Origin of the sequence: Streptomyces sp. NPDC006510, from assembly GCF_040611955.1 — a bacterium.
Lineage (GTDB): Bacteria > Actinomycetota > Actinomycetes > Streptomycetales > Streptomycetaceae > Streptomyces.
The window spans coordinates 17,635-39,574 of the sequence record NZ_JBEXPH010000071.1 but is presented as its reverse complement, the minus strand read 5'-3'; the positions used below and the strand labels follow the sequence as shown (position 1 = coordinate 39,574).

The window sequence follows — 21,940 nt, the reverse complement described above, 5'->3', positions numbered from 1 at the left end:
GGCGACGCGCAGCAGGCCGAACTGCAGCACGGTCGCGTAGCGCAGGGTCTCCTCGATGACGCCGTCGACGGCCCAACTGCTGGCGGACCGGTCGGCATCGGGCGGCTCGGGAGGCCGGCGCGGTGCGGCTCCCGATCTCACGGAGCTGATCCCGCAGTGGCTGGCCACGGCCAACCAGCAAGGCTTCCGGGCCCCGGCCGCACTGCTCCCGGCCCTGCTCGACGCGGCCAGGGCCCGTACCGACCTGCGGCCGCAGGCCCTGGCCTTCGCCGGGCCGCGCGGGCTCTGGCTGGCCGGGCTGAACCCCGAGTGGAAGTTCGCGCTGCGCGGCTCGTCCGGTGGCTCGTCGCTGCCCGACCCGACGGAGCCGGAAGCGGTGACCCGGCTGTGGGAGGAGGGCCTGTTCGCCGAACGGGTCGCCCTGCTCGGAGCTGTCCGGGCCCGCGATCCCGCCGCAGCGCTCGTGCTGCTCGCGACCACCTGGAGCACCGAGCGGGCCGAGGACCGGCTGATGTTCCTCGACTCGCTGCGCACCGGACTGTCCGCGGTGGACGAGCCCTTCCTCGAACAGGCGCTCTCCGACCGCAGCCGCAATGTCCGCTCGACAGCCGCCGAACTGCTCTCCGCGCTGCCGGAGTCGGCGCTCGCCGGCCGGATGGCGTCCCGCGCCCTGTCCTGTGTGAGCCCGGACGTCACCGGCGACGAGGCCTCGGTCGCCGTGGAGGCGCCGCACGAATGCGATGCCGCGATGGAGCGCGACGGCGTGGTGGCCGCGCCGCCGTCCGGACGGGGGGAACGGTCGTGGTGGCTGGGCCAGTTGGTGGAGGCGACGCCGCTCGCCACCTGGCCGGCACGGTTCGGTGGCCGCACCGCGCGGGAGATCGTCGGCCTTCCGGTCGCGGACGGCTGGGCCGAGGAACTGCACGCGGCATGGTGCCGGGCAACGGTGCGGCAACGGGACCCCGAGTGGGCCCGCGCGCTGCTCGGCGCCCCCTCCGTCCCGCCGTCGAACGGCCCCGGTACGGCCTCCCTCGCCGAACGGTCGAAGCTCCTCGGCATACTCCCCACGGCCGAGCGGGCCGGCTGGGTGGCCGACTTCGTCGCCGCGCACGGACTGTCGGAGGCCTTCCAGCTCCTGGGGGTCTGCCCGACCCCCTGGGCCGAACCGCTGGGCCGCGCGGTCGTCGACGCCCTGGACATCGCCCGGGACGCGGGCAGCTACCCCTGGAGCTTCAGCGGCGTGATGGGTCTCGCCGAACGCTGTCTGAACCCGGCCGAAGCGGACCGCCTGGAGGTCCTCACCACCACCCCGGACGAACCGGAGGACGCCTCACCGGGCGCGAACGGCTACTGGTCCGAGGCCTTCCAGCGGCTGGTCTCCACCTTGCGGCTGCGCGCGGCGATGGACTCGGAGCTGATACCGACCTGACAAAGCCGAAAACGAAGACGAAGACGCAGCCGAAGACGGCGGCGGAACGGACGACGCCCTCGCACCCGTACCCACAGCCGCAGGTACGGGTGCGAGGTACGAGGTACGAGGTACGAGGTACGAGAAGGGTCAGGCTTCCGCGGGGTGGCGGACGTTCGCGTTGACCCAGTCGACGATCGACGTCGTGGTGGCGCCCGGGGTGAAGATCTCCGCGACGCCCTGGTCCTTCAGCGGCGCGATGTCCGCCTCCGGGATGATGCCGCCGCCGAAGACCTTGATGTCCTCCGCCTCGCGCTCCTTCAACAGCTCGATCACCTTGGCGAAGAGTGTGTTGTGCGCACCGGAGAGGATCGAGAGGCCGATCGCGTCTGCGTCCTCCTGGATCGCGGTGTCCACGATCTGCTCGGGCGTCTGGTGGAGCCCGGTGTAGATGACCTCCATACCCGCATCGCGCAGCGCCCTGGCGATCACCTTGGCCCCACGATCATGGCCGTCCAGGCCCGGCTTCGCCACCACCACACGGATCGGACCGGTCACACCCATCACTGCCTCCACATGCGTCTCCCGTGCCTGAAGGGCCGGGGATGTGAACGAACGTTATCTACAGCATCCCGCAAGCCGTCGTTTCGCGGTGGACGGGGAGGGGGAAATCACACGTGGGACATGTTCACCGGGCGCCGTTCCCGGCATCACGCGGCAGACCTGCCGCGCGGGACCGGCCGCCAGGGGAGCTGCTAGGTAGCCGTACCACCGCGCCGTCAGCCGCGCGGCACGGCGGTACGGCATGCCCCACGGCCCGTCCGGCCGTCCGCACCTCCGTAGCGGCACCCCGCGAGAGGGCATCCGGGGCCGGAGCCGCGGCCCCCGCTTGCCGTAGCAGGAGGTCGGCCATGAAGGTCCTGCCTTGTCTTCCCCTATCGCTGTGCCGACCGTGCCCGCTCCCCGCCCCACCGTCATCCGCACTGCTGAAGGCCACCGCGCTGGAGCTGATGGTTCTCGCCGGGCACGTCCTCCTCTACCCCACCGGCATCACCGGGGAACGACCGACCACGCCACGCCCGGCCGGACCGCACACCACACCCCCCGGCGCCACGCCCACCACCTCGGCCGGGTGCTCCGCCCTCCCCGCCGAGGGCGACGACCGCCCCCCGGTCGTCCTGCTGCACGGCTTCATCGACAACCGTTCGGTCTTCGTCCTGCTGCGCCGTTCCCTGGCCCGGCACGGCTGGCACCACCTGGAATCGCTCAACTACTCACCGCTGACCTGCGACATCCGAACGGCGGCCGAGTTGCTCGGGCGGCATGTCGAGGAGATCTGCGCGCGCACCGGACACCGCGAGGTCGACATCGTCGGGCACAGCCTCGGCGGCCTGATCGCCCGCTACTACGTACAGCTGCTGGGCGGCGACCAGCGGGTCCGCACCCTGGTCACCCTCGGCACACCGCACGCGGGCACGGCCGCCGCCCCGCTGGCGAGCGCCCATCCCATCGTGCGGCAGATGCGTACGGGGTCCGCACCGATCGAGGAGCTGCGCAGGCCCGCGCCCGGCTGCCGCACCCGGTTCGTGAGCTTCTGGAGCGAGCTCGACCGGGTGATCGTCCCTGCCGAGGCGGCCCGGATCGACCATCCGGATCTCGACGCGCTGAACGTACGCGTCACCGGGATCGGCCATCTCGCGCTGCCGGTGCATCCGGCCGTCGCCGCCGCGGTCCGGCAGGCGCTGGAATCCCGCGAACCGACGATCGAGGCCACCGGAACCGCGGGAGCCGCCTGAGCCGAACGGGTCGGCCGAGCCGGCGACGACGCCACAAATAGAACGCGTTTCGAACATAGAGCCAAGGCTGTGTGCGCAGTCCGTCGAAAGACGGCCGATTGCCCGTTTCCTGAGCCGCCCATGCCCGCCGAAGATTGTCGGCGTCACGTACCGCCGGGTACAGTCGCGGCCACTGCTCCCCCTGGGATCCCCCCGCCGGACCCCAGAGCACAGGTCCTGCTGCCGAGGCGAGAGAGAAGTTGGTGAACGACCAGCACCCCCACGCCGGGTACGCCGGATACGACAGCGAGGCGACCGGCAGCTTCGACAGCGATCCGCTCTTCGGCTCGCTCCCCGGCGGTCACGACGGCGCGTACGGCAGCGGCTACGGCGCCGGGCAGTCCGGCTACAGCGGCCAGTACGACTCCACCCAGTGGGACACGGGCGCACACCCGACCACCTCGTACGACGCCTACGCCCCGTACGCCGCGCAGCCCCAGCAGCAGTACGAGGCAGGGCCGACGTACGAGACCACGGCCACCTGGACGCCCATGGCCGACTACGGCACGGAAGCGACCACCGCCACCGCCACGTTCGCCGGCATCCCGGCACAGGGCGGCGCGCCGGACGTCTCCGGTCAGTGGGACACCAGCGGCTGGCACCCGAACGGCCAGTGGGCCACGAGCGACTCGGCCTCGTACGACACCGGCGCGTACGACGCCACTGCCTGGAACACCGGCGCCACGCCCGAGCACGAGCAGCAAATCGCGCAAACTGAGCAAACCGCACAGGTGTCGCACGAAGCGCCGCCGGCACACGAGGCGCACGGAACCTACGAGACCTACGCCGACCTGGGTTCCTACGACCCCTACGAGCCCTACCTCACCGACGGCGCGGACAGCACGGGTGACGCGGACGAGGCGGACGGCGCGGACGTCACGGACCTCGCGGAGGCCGCACCCGGCTCGCAGCGCACGCTCAGCCGTCCCGCCACCCGCGGCGGCAGCCGCAGTCGGCGGCGTTCCCCCGCGAAGCGTTCCGCGCTCCTCACCGTCGCCATCCCCTCCGCCTGCGTGATGAGCGTGGCCGGAATCGCCGCGGCCTCGGTCGGCGGGCTGGGCGGCGAGGACAAGAAGGACGACAGCACCAGGATGGCGGCGGCCGACCCCGGCTCGGTCAAGGCGGGCGCGGCCAACAACAAGCTGGACACCCAGCTCGCCAACCTCAGCGCCGACGCCGAGAACTTCGCCGACCGCGCCAGCCGCACCCAGGAACGCATCGACCTGCGGGAGCGGCAGGCCGCCGAGAAGAAGAAGCGCGAGGAAGAGGCCGCCCGCAAGGAGGCGCTGCGCCCCAAGTTCGTCATGCCGGTCAAGCGGCACGGCCTCAGCGCGTACTTCGGCCAGGCGGGCGTCAACTGGATGTCCGTGCACACGGGCATCGACTTCCCGGTCATGGAGGGCACGCCGGTGATGGCCGCGACGGACGGCACCGTGCGTACCCAGCTGAACAGCGCCTACGGGAACATGGCCATCGTCACCATGGCCGACGGGACCGAGACCTGGTACTGCCACCTCAGTGGCACCAGGATCCGCTCGGGCCCGGTCAAGGCCGGTGACGTCATCGCGTACTCGGGCGACACCGGGAACTCGACCGGCCCGCACCTGCACTTCGAGGTGCGGCCCGGCGGCGGTTCGGCGGTGGACCCGCTGCCCTGGCTCCGCAGCCACGGCGTCAACCCGGGCTGAGCCACCCGGTCGGGGGCCGCGGCCCCCGACCGCTGCCGCCCCGCCTACAGCTTCTCGACCGGCGCGTACCGCAGCAGCAGCTTCTTCGGTCGCTCGTCGCCGAAGTCGACCGTGGCCTTCGCCTGGTCACCGATGCCCTCAACGGCCGTGACCGTGCCGAGCCCGAACTGGTCGTGCGTGACCCGGTCCCCGACGGTCAGCGTGATCGTCGGCTTGTCCGAGGTCCGCCGGGTCGCGAAGCCCGAGGGGCCGGAGCGCGCACGCGACGCGGACAGCGACGACGTGATCCCCGACGTCGGTCCGGCCGGGGCCGCCATCGGCCCGGTCCGCTTCCACTCCAGGTGCTGGTCCGGGATCTCCTCCAGGAACCGCGACGGCGGGTTGTACGAGGGCTGACCCCACGCGCTGCGCATCGCCGCCCGGGTCAGGTAGAGCCGCTCGCGGGCCCGGGTGATGCCGACGTAGGCGAGCCGCCGCTCCTCCTCCAGCTCCTTCACCTGTCCGAGCGCCCGCATGTGCGGGAAGACGCCGTCCTCCATGCCGGTCAGGAAGACGACCGGGAATTCGAGGCCCTTCGCGGTGTGCAGCGTCATCAGCGTGATGACACCGGAGCCGTCCTCGTCCTCGTCGGGGATCTGGTCGGAGTCGGCGACGAGGGCGACCTTCTCCAGGAACTCGGCGAGCGTGCCAGTACCGGGGCCGGTGCCGGGGGCCGCGTCAGGGCCGGCCGCCCCCTGCTCCTGCTCGAATTCGAGGGCCACGGCGGCCAGTTCCTGAAGGTTCTCGATCCGGGTCTCGTCCTGCGGGTCGGTGGACGCCTGGAGTTCGGCGAGGTAGCCGGTGCGCTCCAGGACGGCCTCCAGGACCACCGCGGGGCCCGCGCCCGACTCGACGATCGTGCGCAGCTCCTCCATCAGCGTGTTGAACCGCTTGACGGCGTTGGCCGACCGGGCCGCCATGCCGTACGCCTCGTCGACCCGGCGCAGCGCCTGCGGGAAGGTGATCTTCTCGCGCAGGGACAGCGCGTCGATCATCGCCTCGGCGCGCTCGCCGATGCCGCGCTTGGGGACGTTGAGGATGCGGCGCAGCGGGACGGTGTCCTCCGGGTTGGCGAGGACGCGCAGGTAGGCCAGGATGTCCCGGACCTCCTTGCGCTCGTAGAAGCGCACGCCGCCGACGACCTTGTAGGGCAGGCCGACGCGGATGAAGATCTCTTCGAAGACGCGGGACTGCGCGTTCGTACGGTAGAAGATCGCGACGTCACCGGCCTTGGCGTCGCCCGCATCGGTCAGCCGGTCGATCTCGTCGGCGACGAACTGCGCCTCGTCGTGCTCGGTGTCGGCGACGTAGCCGGTGATCCGGGCGCCCGTGCCGGCGTTCGTCCAGAGGTTCTTGGGGCGGCGGCTCTCGTTGCGCTCGATGACCGCGTTGGCGGCGGACAGGATCGTCTGCGTGGAGCGGTAGTTCTGCTCCAGCAGGATCGTGGTCGCGTTCGGGTAGTCCTCCTCGAACTGGAGGATGTTGCGGATGGTCGCGCCGCGGAAGGCGTAGATCGACTGGTCCGCGTCACCCACGACGCACAGCTCGGCCGGGGCGTCGCCCTCGCCCGCCGGGCCGACCAGCTCCCGTACGAGGGTGTACTGGGCGTGGTTGGTGTCCTGGTACTCGTCGACCAGGACGTGCCGGAAGCGGCGGCGGTAGTGCTCGGCGACGTCCGGGAACGCCTGGAGCAGGTGGACTGTCGTCATGATGATGTCGTCGAAGTCCAGCGCGTTGGCCTCGCGCAGCCGGGACTGGTACATCGCGTAGGCCTGGGCGAGGGTCTTCTCGAAGCCGTCCGCGGCCTGGCCGGCGAAGGTCTCCTCGTCGATCAGCTCGTTCTTCAGGTTGGAGACCTTGGCCGTGAACGACTTCGGCGGGAAGCGCTTCGGGTCCAGGTCGAGATCGCGGCAGACCAGGGCCATCAGCCGCTTGGAGTCGGCGGCGTCGTAGATCGAGAACGACGAGGTGAAGCCGAGCTTCTTCGACTCGCGGCGCAGGATGCGTACGCACGCGCTGTGGAAGGTCATGACCCACATCGCGTTGGCGCGCGGTCCGACGAGCTGCTCGACGCGCTCCTTCATCTCGCCCGCGGCCTTGTTGGTGAAGGTGATCGCCAGGATCTGGCCGGGGTGCACCCCGCGCTCCGCGAGGAGGTGGGCGATCCGGTGGGTCAGCACCCGGGTCTTGCCCGAGCCGGCCCCGGCGACGATGAGCAGCGGGGACCCCGCGTGGACGACGGCGGCACGCTGCTCGGTGTTCAGCCCGTCGAGGAGCGCCGCGGAGTCGATGACGGGGCGGTGCGCGCCGTCGCGGTAGTAGGCGTCCCTGGGCGGCGGGGGCCCGTCGAACACGCCCGCGAAGAGGTCCTCCGGCACCGCTTCGGGTGCGGAGTCCTCGGGGGGCGGCGGGGGCTCTTCCTCCGAGTGCTGGAGGCCGGCCAGGAAGCTGTCGTCAAAGAGGCTGCTCATCGCTTGTCGAGTCTAGGCCGCCGCACGGACACCCGTCGGCCGCATGGCGAACCGCGCGCCTACGACGGACACCCAGCGGAGGTGCGCGCCCACACCGCGTAAGGAATCAGGGACCCTTGCCCGCTCCGGGCACGCCGCTTCGACAAGGTCACGAAAACGTATCGGGCATATCGAACATCAACCTTCACAGCAGCACCATGGGTTGGCTAGCGTGCTCGACCGGGCGGCCCGTACCCCCTTGAGGCGAACCACGCCGAGCGGGCGCCTCCGCCGAATCCGGGCTGCCTCCGCGGGAGTTCGGAACCGGGGACCCATACGCAGCACCGGGGTGAATCGGTCCTTATCCCCCACTCGGACCGTAGGGCAGCCTTCCGTTCCGCCCGAACCCGACAGCTAACCCGGTAGGCGGTCCACGGAAGGAGATGCCGGCCTTGGCGTCGCATCGCAAACCGCGCACCCGGGTGCGCACCACCGCACCGGCCGTCGGGCTCACCACGGCGGCACTGGCGTCCGTGACCCTGCTCTCCACGCAGAGCGCCACGGCCGCTCCCGATCCGAAGCCCGGCATCGAGGACGTCCAGAAGAAGGTCGACGAGCTCTACCGGCAGGCGGGCACCGCGACCCAGCAGTACAACCAGGCGAAGGAAGCCTCCGCCGCCCAGCGCGCCAAGGTCGACGCCCTGCTGGACGACGTCGCGAAGCGCGCCGACAAGCTCAACGAGGCGCGCAGGACGCTCGGCGCCTACGCGGCCGCGCAGTACCGCAGCGGCTCCATCACGCCGAACGCCACGTTCTTCCTGGCCGACGACCCGCAGTCGTACTTCGACCAGAGCCAGTTGATGGACCGGATGACCAGCCGGCAGCAGCAGGCGATCACGGACTTCCGTACGCAGCAGGCCAAGGCGTCCAAGAAGCGCGCCGAGGCCGTGCGGAGCCTGGAGACGCTGACGACGACGCAGAACACGCTGCGCACCAGCAAGCAGGACGTCCGGACGAAGCTGGGCGAGGCGCGCACGCTGCTGTCGAAGCTGACCGCCGAGGAGAAGGCGCGGCTCGCGGAGATCGAGCGCAAGAAGGAGGCGGAGGCCAGGCGCAAGGCCGAGGAGCTGGCGAAGCAGCAGGCCGCCGCGAAGGCGGAGGCGGACCGCAAGGCCGAGGAGGCCGCGAAGGAGTCGGGTTCCGGCAGCGGTACAGGGACTGGCTCCGGCACGGGCACCGGTACCGGCTCGGACAGCGACGCGACCACCAAGGCGGAGAAGGTCCTCGCCTTCGCCAGGGCCCAGATCGGCAAGCCGTACGTCTGGGGCGCGACGGGCCCGGCGTCGTACGACTGCTCCGGGCTCACCCAGGCCGCGTGGAAGTCGGCGGGCGTGGACATACCGCGGACCACCTGGGACCAGGTCAAGATCGGCACCCGGGTCGCCACGGCGGACCTGCGGCCGGGGGACCTGGTCTTCTTCTACGACGACATCAGCCACGTCGGCATCTACAAGGGTGACGGGATGATGATCCACGCGCCGAAGCCCGGGGCGAACGTGCGCGAGGAGTCGATCTACTACATGCCGATCCACGGCAGCGTGCGGCCGGCGTAGCAGGCCTCCACGCGCCGCGCCGCCCCGGTGCCGGGGCGGCGCGGCGCGGGCGGGATCAGGTCCAGAGCGTGGCGATGAAGATGTTGAGCACCGTCAGTCCGCCCACCGCCGCGAAGGCGCCCTTGTCGACCGTCTCCTCGTCCCGCTTGATGTAGACGAGCGCGAGGATGACGACCAGGACCAGCGTCTTGACGCCGATCTTGATGTTGTTCACGTGGTTGCCGTCGGCCTCGTTCAGCCCGACCAGTGCGACACCGGTGACCAGCATGGTCAGCGCACCGTGCAGCATCGCCGGGACGAACCGGGCCGTTCCCGCGCCCATCGCCTTCATCTGGGTCAGGAAACCGCCCAGCAGGGAGGCGATGCCGATGATGTGCAGGGCGACGAAGACATGAATGAGTACGTCCATGAGGCCGCAGCCTAGCCCCGGCCATATCACCACTCGGCAGGCAGGTACACCTTCCCGATCGCTTCACTCACACCTGTACCAATTGCCTGACTCTGGTGCAATTTTCCCGATCACTGGACGACATCGCCACGCCAAATTCAGACAATAAGCGTCATTACGACTCCTGCCCGTGCCCCGGGTTTAGCGTCCCTGATCAGGTGACCGCCCGCACCGCCGCTCCGTACGCGGACGGCGCACCGGTCGCCCCGCCAGGAGTTGTGGCGGGCCCGTCGGTAGCCCCCGACGGGCAGTCGTCAGGAAGGACGCACGCCCTCGTGGCAGCGCATCGAAAACCCAAGCAGCGCCCGTACACCGGCCCTGCTGCCCGCACCGCGGCGACCCTCGCCCTCGCCGGGGCCGCCACCGCCGCCGCACTGCCGGGCCCGGCGCACGCCGATCCGCAGCGCACCCCCGCCCAGGTCAAGGCCGAGGTGGACCGGCTGTACCACGACGCGGAGGTCGCCACCGAGCAGTACAACGGCGCGAAGGAGAAGGCCGACGCCGCGGAGGACGCCCTCGACACCCTGCGCGACGAGGCCGCCCGCAGGACCGAGCGCCTCAACGCCTCGCGCGACGCGCTGGGTTCGTTCGCCGCCGCGCAGTACCGCACCGGCGGCCTCGGCACGTCCGTGCAGCTGGCGCTCTCCTCCGACCCCGACCAGTACCTGGAGCGGGCGTCGTACGTGGACCGGATCGGCGACCGCCGGGCCGCCGCGCTCGACAAGGTCCGCCATCAGGTCGCCCAGATCGCCATGCTGCGCTCGCAGGCCGAGGGGAAGCTGGCCGCACTCGCCTCCCGCCGGGCCGAACTGAAGAAGCACAAGGCGACGATCACGACCAAGCTGGCCGGTGCCCAGCAGCTCCTCGCCCGGCTGACCCCGCCCGAGCGCAGCGCCTACGAGAACTCCGACCACGGTTCGGCCGGCGCGCGTACCGCCGACCGCGCCGACCGCGCCACCGCGCGCGGCCCCGTCCGGGCGCCGAACGCCCGCGCCGCCGAGGCCGTCGCGTTCGCGTACGGGGCACTCGGCAAGCCGTACGTCTGGGGCGCCACCGGCCCCTCCTCGTTCGACTGCTCCGGGCTCACCCAGGCCGCCTGGCGCTCCGCCGGTGTCTCGCTCCCCCGGACCACGTACACCCAGATCAACGCCGGCCGGCGTGTCTCGCGCACCGAACTCGCCCCGGGCGACCTGGTGTTCTTCTACTCCGGCATCAGCCATGTCGGGCTCTACATCGGCAACGGACAGATGATCCACGCCCCGCGCCCCGGAGCGCCGGTCCGGATCGCGCCGATCGACCAAATGCCCTTCGCCGGGGCCGCCCGGGTGGCATAGGCTCCCGACTCCGATCCGGGTCGGCCCGTCGTCGGAGCGACCCGCCATCGATCAACCGGCTGGAGGACAACCCCACATGCCCATGGACACCGATGTCCAGTCCCATGCCCGTACGCTCGCCCAGCGCTCCCCGGACCACCTCCGGGTCGGACCCTTCACGGTGCGTTACAACCCCAACTGGTCGCTCAAGTACGCCAATTACGCCATACCCGACCAGGACGCCGAGCCGACGGCCGAGGATCTCGACGCGCTGATCGCGGTCTTCCGCGAACACGACCGGCTGCCCCGGCTGGAGTTCCTGCCCGGCTCGGCGCCCGCGGTCGAACCCGCGCTGCTCGCCGCCGGGTTCACCGTCGAGAACCGGGCCCCGATCATGGCCTGCGCACCGGGCGAGCTGCTGACGCCGAAGCCGGTGGACTTCCTCACGATCGCCGAACCGGCCACCGAAGCGGAGTTCGACGCCGCCGCACTCGTCCAGCACCACGGATACGGCGGGACCGGCGAACCCGAGGCCGGTGTGGCGGACTGGCTGCGCGCCGCGGTCCGGGACGGCGGGGTCGCCGCCCTTGCCACGGTCGACGGCGTACCGGCGGGCGCGGGCGGCTGCTCCGTCCCGGTCGACGGTCTCACCGAACTGGCCGGTCTCGCCGTGGCCGACGCCTACCGCCGCCGCGGCATCGGCGCCGCGCTCTGTGCCCATCTCACCGCGACCGCCTTCGAGCGCGGCTGCCGGGTGGTGTGGCTGGAGCCGGGCGACGCCGATGTGGAGCGGATCTACGCGGGGATCGGCTACCGCAGGATCGGCGAGAAGCTGAACATCTCGCTCGACTGACCTGCGGACGAGGCTCGACTGCACGCGGACTGTCAATCCCCGGGGACGCCCCTTGCGCGTGCCGTCGGGTCCGCGGGAACGTCCCCCAGCCAGACCCTCCGCCCCATCTCGTCCAGTTCCCCCTTGAGACGTTCGCATTCCGGGATGGCCCGACGCAGCAGCCGCCAGTAGTCGGGCCCGTGCCCGGCCACCCGGATATGCGCCAGTTCATGGGCGATGACGTAGTCGACGAGCTGGGCGGGGAGTTGGAAGACAGCCCAGTGGAGAGCCATCCGCCCGCCGTCGGCGGGGGTGGCGCCGTTCCGGTACGTGCCCCAGCGGCGCCCGACATCTCTCACGGTGACCGTCGGTTCGTCGACGTCCATGCGTGCGGCCCAGGGCTGGAGGCGCCCCTGCGCCCAGCCCAGTCCCACCTTGCGATACCAGGCGGTGACCGCGCGCCGGGCCAGTCGCATATCTGCTGCGGTGGCCTTGTCCAGGCACAGCCGCCCGGCGGACAGCCGGACCGGTGCGCCGGGATCGTCCACCAGCAGGAGCCGGTACTCACGGCCCAGGTACCGGTAGGTCTCGCCGTCGGTGAATTCACGCACCGGGTGCACCGGGCGCAGCGCATCGCGCAATCGGAGTTTGTCGTCGATCCACGGCCTGCTGTTCCGCACGAACGATTCGGCTCGCTGGGCCGCACACCCCGTCGGCGTCCGCAGCGTCAGCGAGCCGTCCCGCTCGACTGTGAGCCCGAGCTTCGATCGCCGTGCGCTCACCCGCACCAGGAACGCCCTGCCGTCGACCGTGAGCTCCTGCCCGTCGACGAGCGAGGGCGGGGCGGAGGAGAGGGGCGACGACTCGGACATCCCCTTATTGTCCCAGCCGCTCCGCCCGGAACGCCCCGGCGTGATCCTGCGCGAATCCCGCGATCGAATTGGAGAGCACGGTCAGCGGCTTCAGCCCGCCCTCGACCGGCCGCAGCTTGTTCTCCCGCAGCCGGGCCCAGATGTGCACCTGGAGGTCCTCCAGGCTGGTCTCCAACCCGGACCAGGACGCGCTGGAGACGTGCTCGGAGATGAGAGAGGCGAGGTCGACCGTCAGCGCGCGCAGGAACTCCTGGTCGAGTTCGCCGAAGACCGGGTGCTCGGCCATGTGGTCGGTGAGCTTGACGTACAGCTTCCGTTCCACCGGCGTCAGGCCTGCCGTCTCCGGATCCGCCTGCTCGGCCTGACGTGCCCTGTCGATGAGCGGGCCCAGTTCCCGCTTGATGTCCTCCCAGCGCCCCGCGAATTCGTCGAGCACCTGCTGGAGGTCGGCGGAGAGCTCTCGGTACACCTGGCGGTCGTCGTTCGCAATGCGCTCTTCGAGGTGGTAGCGGAGCGCCTGCTCGTGTTCGGCCGCGGACTCGCGGACATCGGGGATACCTCCCACGATCTCGTCGAAATCGGGGTCGAGGATGGAGACCGGTGCGATGGCCTGCGTGATCTCGGGCAACTCCAGATGGTCGGCGATCAGCGCCCGGACCTTGCGCCCGTAGCCCCGCATCGAGAACGTGCCGCCCGACTCGTCGCGGTAGTGCCTGCGGACCCGCAACTGCAACTGGGTCCATCGCCGGGCGTACGGCATCAGCTCCAGGGCCGCCTCGTGCGGGAGTACGCGCTCCAGCGCGTCCAGGAACGTCCCGAGAAGCCGGTCGTACTCGGCCCGCTCTTCCGGGTCGTGCAGAGCCATCATCGCCCGCCCCATGCCCCCGGGACCGTCCAGCCCGCCGGTACCCAGCCGCTTGAGGAACCGGCGGAGCTGCCGCGCCGCACCCGTCATCCCCGGTACCTCCGAGGACAGGCTGCGCAGCCCGTCCAGCACCGGCGGGTCACCCCGGTAGGCGGCCAGGGTCACGGCGAGGTTGTTCAGTACGCCGTAGTAGTCCACGACCCGGCCCTCGCGCTTGAGGCGGGCGGGCCGGTTGACGCGTGCCACGGCCTGGAGCAGTTCGGCATCCTGGATCGGGCGGTCCAGGTACAGCGCCTGCTCGATCGGGGCGTCGAATCCGGTCAGCAGCATCGACTTCACGATCAGGAAGGCGATCGGAGGCTTTTCGACCGGAGTATCCGGGACCTCATTGCTCCAGGGGTTCAGACCGACGGTGCCGCCCGGCAGCGGGTCGGTCTCTTCGGGGTGCTCGACTGCCCACGGGTTGTCGGGGGGCAGGTGAGGGAACGGCTCCAGGAACCGCTCGATGTGCTCTTCCTGGCTCTTCGGGTCGGTCCACTCCCGCCACAGGCCGCCCTTGCGTTCGTCGCCCTCCGAGATCACGGGCACGAAGTCCATCCGCCGCAGCACTTCCTGGTACTGCCAGGCACGCAGCAGGAGGATGTCCTCCCGGGTGTACTCCTCCGGCTTCTTCGCCCGCAGCGCCTCGCGGGCCGCGCCGTCGAACGCCCTCACCTTGGCCAGCAGCTCGGCGCGGGCGTCGCGCAGGGCATCCCGGTAATGCACGGCCGCCCGCCTGCTGACCGCCGCCACCTGGGCCTTGAAGCCACCGGTGAGCGGCCCCGTGACGTAGTGCTCCAGCATGTCGACGGCCTTGGCCCGGATCATCGGGAAGGATTCGGCGACATCCCTGCTCGTCGGCTTCGTGCCCCTGCGCGCCTTGGGCTGATCGTCCTCGCTCAGCTTCGCGATGAGGTCCTCGAACTTGACGTCGAGTTCCTGTTTCTTGTTGATCCTGCCCTGCCCGGCACGTCCTTCGTACCGGACGGGAACGACGACCTTGTCCTTCTCCGCCTCTTCCATCCGGTACGAGTCGAGGAAGGTGTTGCCCGGTTCCAGGCCGAAGATCCGGCCGGTGTCCTTCAGCTTGCCCGTCATGATGGGCGTACCGGTGAAGCCGATCCGGGCGGCGTTGGGGACGGAGTCCCGCAGGCACGCGTGCAGTACGGAGGTGTGCGAACGGTGCGCTTCGTCGACCAGGACCAGCACACGCGACTCGGTGCTGCACTCCGTGAACCGGCGTCTTACCGCCTCGGTGGTGGCCTCGTCGGGCGTCGGGTCCGCGACCTCGGCCGGGTCCGCCCCCGCGGAGATCCGACCATGTGCCTGCTTGAACTCCTCGGCGAACTCCCGGTCGTCGCCGTCCGTCTCCCCGACGAACCCGGGGATCCGCCCCAGATACTTCTGGATCATCGCGAAGATCACGGCCCGGCCGCCCGGCTTGCCCGCCCGCTGGAGCATGCCCTCCACGTCGGCCTGGGACTTGGCGATACGGATGGTGCTGCCGCTGACCCGCACGGCCGCGGACAGCTGCTGCTGAAGCTGTTTTCGGTCGGTGACCACGAGCAGGGTGAAGCGATTCAGCTCCGGATCCCGGCTCATGTGCAGCCGTCGGGCCAGGAACGACATGGTGAGGCTCTTTCCGGAGCCCTGGGTGTGCCAGATGACGCCGCCGCGCTCGTCGTCCTCGGCACCGGACTCGCCTCGCTTGCGGCCGGTCCGCAGCTTGTGGACGATCTTCTCCACGGCCCGGTACTGCTGATGCCGGCAGACCGCCTTGACCGTGAGCGGAGGTTCGCCCTCCTTGGTCTTGACGGGCAGCTCGAAGACGTAGTGCCGGATGATGTTCAGCAGGTTGCGCGGCTTCAGCACGGTCGCGATCAGCTTGTGCTGTCCGGTCAGTTTGGCGTCGCCGCGCAGGATTTTCGACGCCTGCAGCGCGGCGCGCAGGGCCCGGTCGTCGGCGTAGTCCGGCTCGACGCTGTGCCAGGCGGCGTAGTGCTCCTCGGCGGCGGAGATCGTGCCGAGGGCTGCGGTCCTCCCACTCGCGGCGATCAACAACTGGGCGGGCACGAACAGTTCCGGCACGCCGCCGGGGCTCCCCGACTCCGTGCGGGCGTCGTGCTCCAGCGGCCTTCCGGCGTACCTCCGCAGGTCCCGGACCGCGTCACCGATGGCGTCCTTGCGTTCGGGGCTCTTGCACTCGACGACGGCAACAGGGATTCCGTTCACGAACAGAACGAGATCGAGGACGGCGTCCTTGCCGTCGGCCTTCCGGACACGGAACTGGTCAACGACGAGGAACCGATTCCGCCGGAGGATCTCGGCGTCGTCGCGCCCCTCCCACTCCCAGTCGACGAACTGGACGAGGAAGTCCTTGTCCTGCGGACCGGTCATCGGAGTGCCGCGCAACAGCAGGGCCGTGGCATCGCCATTGGCCCGGAGCAACGACTGCGCGGACACGCTGCGGGCGGCCCGTCGCAGATCATCGACGGCCCGCTCGGCATCGGTCTCCGTCATCCAGGCATCCCCGGTGCCCGGCAATCGGTTGATGCGCCGAACGGCTGCGGCGAGGCGCTTGGTCAGCAGTACGTCGTTACGGGAGCGCTCGTCGTCGGCGAGATCGGAGCCGTGGATGTGCTCCCAGCCCATCGCTTTGAGCTGCTCGATGAACGGCCGCTCGACTTCGTCCCGCTCGACTTCGTCCCGCCCAACCGCACCCCGTACCATCCGCCCGCGCCCCTCCGAGTGAACCGCCCGACTGTCCGCCCATTCTGCGCCAGGAGATCACAGGGGGAGGCGGAGTGCGCGAAAGCCCCTGGCAACGGCCAGGGGCTTGGGGGTGTTCGCGGCTATACGGTGCGGGATGCGTCCTGCTTCACGTCCCCGAGGAAGGCGCTCCAGGCGGTGGCGGTGAAGGCGAGGATGCCGGCCCGGCGGTCCTTGGTGTCGCGCAGGTCCAGACCGGCTTCCGAACGGCGAACTTCTACGCACTCGCCGTTCTGCTGGCTGTAGGAACTCTTGAACCACTCGGACCGATCAGAGGACATCTGCCGTTCTTCCTTAGCTGCGGGCCAGTTCGTCGGCCAGGCTGACCATCAGCGCCTCCGAGTCCAGTGCGCTCAACGCTGTTGCTCGCACGTGATCGAAGACTCCGTTGTAGTGCGCCGTATCCCCGGGCCCTTCGAGGTAAGCGTGGCTCGTGAAGCTCTCCAGAAGCACCACTTCCAGCTCCGCCGGAGCTGGGAAACTGTAAAGCAGAAAGGGCAACATGCCACCCTTGCAGGCCCCTGCCGAGAAGGGTAGTACCTGCAACGTGACGTTCGGAAGCTGTGCCATCTCCACCAGATGCAGCAACTGCTCCCGAAGCACTGCCCGCCCGCCGATCTGCTGTCTCAACGCCGCCTCTCCGAGGACCATCCACACGTGGAGCGGTTCCGGTCGACGCCCCGTCATCGCCTTCTGGCGTTCGAGCCGAACGCGCACCTTGGTGAGCTGCGCCTCACTGGGAGGCCCGGCCGAGCCGCCCTGGATGACGGCCGTCGCGTACGCCTCGGTCTGGAACAGCCCGGGAATGATGCTCGGCTGGAAGCCGCGACATCCGGCGACCTCATCCTCCAGACCGATCAGGTCGAGAAAGTCCTGCGGAAGCTGATCCTCCAACTCCCGCCACCAGCGCTGCCGTCGGCTCTCGCGTGCAAGGGCAAGCCACCCTTCGCGAGTCCTCGCGTCTTTGACGCCGTAGAAGTCGAGCAGCACTTTGAGGTCGAGTTGACGGATCCCGCTGCGCCCCGACTCGATCCGGCTGACCTTTGCCGGGTGACATCCGAGCTCCTGAGCGGCATCTTCGAGCAGTCGACCCTGCTCATCGCGCAGCCGCCGCAGGTTCGCCCCCAGCACCCGGCGACGGACCGTTGGATTCTCCAGCACTGGCATAACGCCCCCTCAACCGAACTTCCCATCGCGCACTCTTCGCGACGACCAACATACCCAGCGTCAGCATCAGATGGAGTGAACTTAGGTGTTCCGCTTGCACCGTGCGAGCGCGGCACCACACTATGCGGATAGTTGCCTCTTGCTCACGCACGGCAACTTTCTGCGGGCGGCCACGCCAGGCCAAACCGCCATCCAGCCACGCGCTCTTGAGGGGGCACCCCTGTGTCTGCATCCGGAGAATCGCCCACGGCCATGTCCGTCACCGGCGCCGAAGCCCGCCACCGCTTCCCCCGCCACCGCAGAAGCGCCGGCCGGGCGCGGGCAGCCCTGCGGCAGCAACTCATCGAGTGGAAAATCGACGACGAGCCGGCCGAGACAGCGGTGCTGCTGCTCTCCGAACTCGTCACCAACGCCGTCGAGCACGGCCGGGTGTCGCCCGGCCGGGAGATCGGAACGCGATTCGCGCTCTACGACAGCACGTTGCGTGTGGAGGTGGCCGACGCGAACGACGACCTCCCGAAGCCGCGCCCGGCCGGAATCGACGACGAGGACGGCCGCGGCTTGGCACTGGTGATCGCCCTCGCCGACCGGTGGGGGACGTGCCCGCGCAGGAACGGGATCGGGAAGGCGGTTTGGGCTGAGCTCAAGCTCTCCAGTGAGGGTCCGGAGTTCGGGCCGTGAGCATCAGCTCCGCCCGGCCCCGACCGGCCTGCCCGCCAACAAATCGTCCGCAAGGCCAGTCTTCAGCTGGCGGAGCTTGGCAAGCTCCTCTTCCTCGCAGCGAATTCGGTCATCACAGGCGGCGAGCGAGCTCACGATCCTGCGCTGTTCGTCCAGAGAAATGGGGAGGTCGATTTCGAGGTCGCGGAGGCGGGTCGGATTCACATTCACCTGCTGGACAGCGACTGTCGAAATCGCCTTTACTCGTTGCCGAATGAGCGGATGCTGAAGCCACTCCACCAAGTATTCCGGTGTGATCTGCCGGAGGTCAGGGTTCAGACGAACCAAGTAGGAAGCGAACGTGGCCTTCGGCAGATCATCCTTCCACATGGCGGCTTTACCAACGTGCTCAATGCTGTTGGTTCGGTTGAACAGCACGTCTCCATGCCGCAGCACGAGCCTGTCCGGCACGGAGGTGGGGCAGTAGCGAAGTTCGTCGGCATCCACTCGACCGTCGCGGATGTTGTTCATGCGCAAGACCGGCATGCCTTGCGGGTCGCTGACCAACGCTTCGGAAATTCCGTAGTCGGTGGACGGAACAACCACCTTGAGTGGGAATCGAACCCAGCCTTCGAGGGGAACCGCCTGTGCATCCAGGGGCATTGAGCTGAGTAGAATCCCCTGGCGTACGGCGTGAATCTTCGCGATTGAGGCCCCAATGGAGTCCTCCTCAACCGAAACAGCGTCAAGCACTCCAACAATCCGACGCTGTTCAGCGATCGGTGGCCACGGCAGCATCAATCGCTCAATGGAGAGTTGGCTGATGTTCTGCATACTTCGACTACTACCCGACGCGGCATTCTCGATTTGACTGCGTAGGGCAGGGCCCGAAAGGCTGAAATTCACGAAGCGGGCATCTGCCAGCTCTTGATCAACCACAAGCCGAAGCGTCTTATCTGACAGAAGCAAACGTGATGAGCTGGAAGTGGCGATGCATGCAGAGCCAACCAGTTCAGGAGTATTCGAGCGCGAAATCAAAAGATCACCCGCCTGAACCTCGTAGCGTTCGTCGACGAGTGCAACATCGGAGACCTCCTTGTTCTCTCCCGGACGAAAACCTGACCTGTGAACAGCGCTAACCTTGAGCACTCCCCAACCGCCAGCTGCTGCGGGAGTGTCAGGCAGGTCCGGGCTACGGCCGCCCTCAATCCGGAGTAGGCGGCTCTTCAGCGGCGCTTCGAGCCACACTTCACTGCCCATAGCCAAGCTCCTTCAGAAGGTCACTCAACTGTGCCGTCGCGTGAATTCGCCTGTCCTCGATGTCCTGCAATGAGTCCGCATACTTTCCCGCCCACACCTGGAACGACTCCACCAGTCCCCGGCGCCCCCGCACCACATGCCCGTCCAACTTGCGCACAAGATCGTCACGCAGGATGCCCAACACGGCGTCCCTCTTTGCCCCGTCATCCATTCCTTGCCGCACCCGAGTAAGCAGGGGCACCGTCGCCTCAGCCTCGGCTCCGCCATCCCCCGCAACCACGTCCAGCAGCGACTCCTGCACGTCCTCCGCCGCAGCCGCCTTGGCCTCGGCAGCCGCCACCGCCTTCTTCGGCTTCTTCCCCGGGTCGATCGGCCAGAAGTCGTTCTCCAGGTCGGTCACGGCCTTGCCAGCCGCCGTCCGGTCCTTCTTCAGCTTCGCCAGGGCCTTCGGCGCGAGCACGGCCTCCGCCAGGGCCGGGTCCACCTCCGCGTCCTCCTCGCCGGACTCGGCTGCCGCCTTCTCCGCCGCCGCGAGGGCCGCCTTCGCCTCCTCGGCTGCCTTCACCTTCGCGTCCAGATCCGCTTTGGCTCGGTCCGCTGCCGCGAGCCGCTCCAGGAACTCCGGGGCGATGGCGGCGACCACCTTGTGGTCGTATGCCTGGCGCCTTTCCGCCGCCGAGCGCTTTCGGCTGCCGCCCGTGCTCGGGTCCGGTTCTGCGGCCAGCATCGTCTTGACCATGTCGATCCAGCCGTCGATGACGCCGCCGAAGCCGTTCACCGAAAGCGCCTTGAGGTCGTTCTTGCCCTCGTGCCACCACCCGGCGACCGCGCCGGCCAGCGCGTACCGGTCGAGAAGGCCGACCTGAAGGAGGCGGGATCGGAAGGAGGTGATCAAGTCCTCGCGCAGCCTGGCCAGTTGGGCCTTGCGTTCGTTCTCCGTACGGTCATCGCCATCATCCGCCGGAGCCAGCAGGGCGATCTGCTCGGCCTCCGACGTCCACCACTCCTCGAACGCCTTCCACAGCACCGCCTCCCGCTTGCCCGCCAGCTCGGTCAGCCGGGCCGCGTCCGGGCGTTCGCCCTCCGGCAGGAAGTCGACGTACTCCGGGTCGCCCTCCCGCGCCGCGAACAGCTCCAGCGCGTCCACCGCGTACGCGTCGAGCAGTGACTTCTTCGCCTCGATCTCCGCGACCGGCACGCCACCCATCAGGTGTGCCCGTACGTCCTGCGGCTCCGGCGGCGGGGTGTTGTCCACGTAGCGGCGGATGTTCAGGTTGTCGGCGTTCTCCGCCAGGTCGCTCCGGTCCACCACCTTCGCGAAGCCTTCGACATCCTTGTAGGCGTGGAAAGTCGAGACGATCTTCTCGACGTGCTCGGGCAGCAGCACACTCTGCGCGCGCACCGCCTGGTACTCGCGGTCGGCGTTGATGAACAGCACCTTGTCCCGCTGGTCCTTCGGCCGCTGCTCCGGGGGGCGGAGCACGATGACGCAGGCCGGGATGCCGGTCCCGTAGAAGAGGTTCGGCGCGAGGCCGATCACGGCCTCGATCAGGTGCGCGTCCAGCAGCTTCGTGCGGATCTTCTGTTCGCCGCCGCCCCGGAAGAGGACGCCGTGCGGCATCACGGTGAAGACCGATCCGCCCTTCACCCGCACCATGTCCAGCATGTGCTGGAGGAACATGAGGTCGGCCTTGCCCTTTTCGGGGGCCGCACCGTATGGCATCCGATCCCCCAGGTGCGGTACCTCGTCCTCCTTGTAGTCCATGGAGAACGGCGGATTGCTGAGCACCAGGTCGAAATCGGCCTCCGGGTGCAGCGGATTGGTGAGGGTGTCGCCCGTCTTCAACGAGAACGACTTCGCACCATGGAAGAGCATGTTCATGGTGGCCATGACCCACGAGCCACTGTTGGCGTCCTGCCCGGCGAGGAACAGATTCCCGGAGTCGCCACCGTGTTCGTCGATGTACTCCTTGGCGTGGATGAGCATTCCGCCGGAGCCGACACACGGGTCGTAGATCCGCATTCCGGCCGTCGGCCGGGCCAGCTCGACCATCATCCGGACGACCGCACGCGGGGTGTAGAACTCGCCGCCCTTGCTGCCCGCCGTATCCGCGAAGTCCTTGATCAGGTACTCGTACGCGGCACCGATCATGTCCGGGAACTCGAAGTCCTCACCCCGGAGCCGGATGCCACCGAAGTGCTCGATGAGCGCGGCCAGCCGCTTGTCGGCGAGATCCGCCGCCGACGAGCTCCTGCCACCGCCGATACGGTTGAAGTTGACGTGGCTGAACAGGCCCCGCAGCTCTCCGTTGCCGGGCTGCGACTCCAGCTTGTCGAGGGCCGGCTGGAGGTAATGCGTCGCGATCTCGTCGACTCCCCCGGCGAGCCGCTCCCAGCGGGCCTCCTCCGGTACGTACACGACTCCGCGCAACCGGTAGTTCTGGTAGGTCTCCGCTTCCTCCTCGGCCTCCTCCTCGGAGGACCCGGCCGCCAGGGCCTCGGCGAGAATCAGCTCTCGTGCGGCATCGAACTCGTCGTTGACTCTCTTGAGGAAAAGCAGGACGAAGATGAAGTCCCGATACTCGGCGGCGTCCATCGTGCCGCGCAGAATGTCCGCCGCTGCGAAGAGATGGCGTTCCAATTGCGCGAGCGTGAGCTTGGCCACGTACGGCACTCCCTCTA

At 69.2% G+C, this 21,940-nt stretch carries 16 protein-coding genes and 1 riboswitch; of the genes, 7 read left to right on the top strand and 9 right to left on the bottom strand.

Annotated features, from left to right (window positions below; translation table 11 throughout):
- The first annotated feature begins 55 nt into the window (after positions 1–55).
- Positions 56–1,429 (top strand): DUF5691 domain-containing protein, encoded by a 1,374-nt coding sequence (locus tag ABZY11_RS21950; protein ID WP_356480745.1) that lies wholly within the window; start codon positions 56–58, stop codon positions 1,427–1,429.
- Between the two features lie 129 nt (positions 1,430–1,558).
- Here ABZY11_RS21950 and ABZY11_RS21945 read toward each other — a convergent pair whose 3' ends face one another.
- Positions 1,559–1,972, bottom strand: a complete 414-nt coding sequence (locus ABZY11_RS21945; RefSeq protein WP_124716864.1) for a cobalamin B12-binding domain-containing protein — start codon at positions 1,970–1,972, stop codon at positions 1,559–1,561.
- Between the two features lie 347 nt (positions 1,973–2,319).
- On the opposite strand from ABZY11_RS21945, the gene ABZY11_RS21940 reads away from it, so the two are divergent.
- On the top strand, positions 2,320–3,204 hold the full coding sequence (locus tag ABZY11_RS21940) for an alpha/beta fold hydrolase (protein WP_356480744.1): 885 nt from the start codon (positions 2,320–2,322) through the stop codon (positions 3,202–3,204).
- A 242-nt stretch (positions 3,205–3,446) separates the two neighbouring features.
- Positions 3,447–4,931, top strand: a complete 1,485-nt coding sequence (locus ABZY11_RS21935) for a M23 family metallopeptidase (protein WP_356480743.1) — start codon at positions 3,447–3,449, stop codon at positions 4,929–4,931.
- A 44-nt stretch (positions 4,932–4,975) separates the two neighbouring features.
- Here ABZY11_RS21935 and pcrA read toward each other — a convergent pair whose 3' ends face one another.
- Positions 4,976–7,441, bottom strand: coding sequence for a DNA helicase PcrA (gene pcrA, locus ABZY11_RS21930; RefSeq protein WP_356480742.1), 2,466 nt, complete (start codon positions 7,439–7,441; stop codon positions 4,976–4,978).
- Between the two features lie 258 nt (positions 7,442–7,699).
- A riboswitch (cyclic di-AMP (ydaO/yuaA leader) is annotated at positions 7,700–7,865 on the top strand.
- Between pcrA and ABZY11_RS21925 the strand changes: the two genes are divergently transcribed.
- Positions 7,864–9,033 (top strand): NlpC/P60 family protein, encoded by a 1,170-nt coding sequence (locus ABZY11_RS21925; protein ID WP_356480741.1) that lies wholly within the window; start codon positions 7,864–7,866, stop codon positions 9,031–9,033. Its footprint overlaps the riboswitch before it by 2 nt.
- Positions 9,034–9,088: 55 nt before the next feature.
- Here ABZY11_RS21925 and ABZY11_RS21920 read toward each other — a convergent pair whose 3' ends face one another.
- On the bottom strand, positions 9,089–9,442 hold the full coding sequence (locus ABZY11_RS21920; RefSeq protein ID WP_356480740.1) for a hypothetical protein: 354 nt from the start codon (positions 9,440–9,442) through the stop codon (positions 9,089–9,091).
- Between the two features lie 314 nt (positions 9,443–9,756).
- Here ABZY11_RS21920 and ABZY11_RS21915 point away from each other — a divergent pair, with 314 nt between their 5' ends.
- Together ABZY11_RS21915 and ABZY11_RS21910 are read left to right on the top strand one after the other, a co-directional pair.
- Positions 9,757–10,815 (top strand): NlpC/P60 family protein, encoded by a 1,059-nt coding sequence (locus ABZY11_RS21915; RefSeq protein ID WP_356480739.1) that lies wholly within the window; start codon positions 9,757–9,759, stop codon positions 10,813–10,815.
- A gap of 76 nt (positions 10,816–10,891) precedes the next feature.
- The gene (locus ABZY11_RS21910; RefSeq protein WP_356480738.1) at positions 10,892–11,647 is read left to right on the top strand and encodes a GNAT family N-acetyltransferase; all 756 of its coding nucleotides are present in this window, start codon (positions 10,892–10,894) and stop codon (positions 11,645–11,647) included.
- A 32-nt stretch (positions 11,648–11,679) separates the two neighbouring features.
- Here ABZY11_RS21910 and ABZY11_RS21905 read toward each other — a convergent pair whose 3' ends face one another.
- The 4 genes from ABZY11_RS21905 to ABZY11_RS21890 all read right to left on the bottom strand — a co-directional run bounded on the left by ABZY11_RS21905 (position 11,680) and on the right by ABZY11_RS21890 (position 17,338).
- Positions 11,680–12,498 carry a SprT family zinc-dependent metalloprotease gene (locus ABZY11_RS21905; protein WP_356480737.1) on the bottom strand — a complete coding sequence of 273 codons (819 nt, stop codon included), beginning with the start codon at positions 12,496–12,498 and terminating at the stop codon, positions 11,680–11,682.
- Between the two features lie 4 nt (positions 12,499–12,502).
- A complete protein-coding gene (locus ABZY11_RS21900) occupies positions 12,503–16,132 on the bottom strand; it encodes a type I restriction endonuclease (protein WP_356480736.1) in 3,630 nt (1,209 codons plus the stop codon).
- A 122-nt stretch (positions 16,133–16,254) separates the two neighbouring features.
- Positions 16,255–16,452, bottom strand: a complete 198-nt coding sequence (locus tag ABZY11_RS21895) for a DUF397 domain-containing protein (RefSeq protein ID WP_356480735.1) — start codon at positions 16,450–16,452, stop codon at positions 16,255–16,257.
- A 13-nt stretch (positions 16,453–16,465) separates the two neighbouring features.
- A complete protein-coding gene (locus ABZY11_RS21890; protein ID WP_356480734.1) occupies positions 16,466–17,338 on the bottom strand; it encodes a helix-turn-helix transcriptional regulator in 873 nt (290 codons plus the stop codon).
- A 222-nt stretch (positions 17,339–17,560) separates the two neighbouring features.
- On the opposite strand from ABZY11_RS21890, the gene ABZY11_RS21885 reads away from it, so the two are divergent.
- A complete protein-coding gene (locus ABZY11_RS21885; RefSeq protein ID WP_356480733.1) occupies positions 17,561–18,019 on the top strand; it encodes an ATP-binding protein in 459 nt (152 codons plus the stop codon).
- A gap of 3 nt (positions 18,020–18,022) precedes the next feature.
- On the opposite strand, the gene ABZY11_RS21880 is transcribed toward ABZY11_RS21885, so the two are convergent.
- The gene (locus tag ABZY11_RS21880; RefSeq protein WP_356480732.1) at positions 18,023–19,258 is read right to left on the bottom strand and encodes a restriction endonuclease subunit S; all 1,236 of its coding nucleotides are present in this window, start codon (positions 19,256–19,258) and stop codon (positions 18,023–18,025) included.
- A complete protein-coding gene (locus ABZY11_RS21875) occupies positions 19,248–21,923 on the bottom strand; it encodes a class I SAM-dependent DNA methyltransferase (protein WP_356480731.1) in 2,676 nt (891 codons plus the stop codon). Before ABZY11_RS21875 ends, ABZY11_RS21880 begins: the two co-directional genes overlap by 11 nt.
- Positions 21,924–21,940 lie beyond the last annotated feature (17 nt).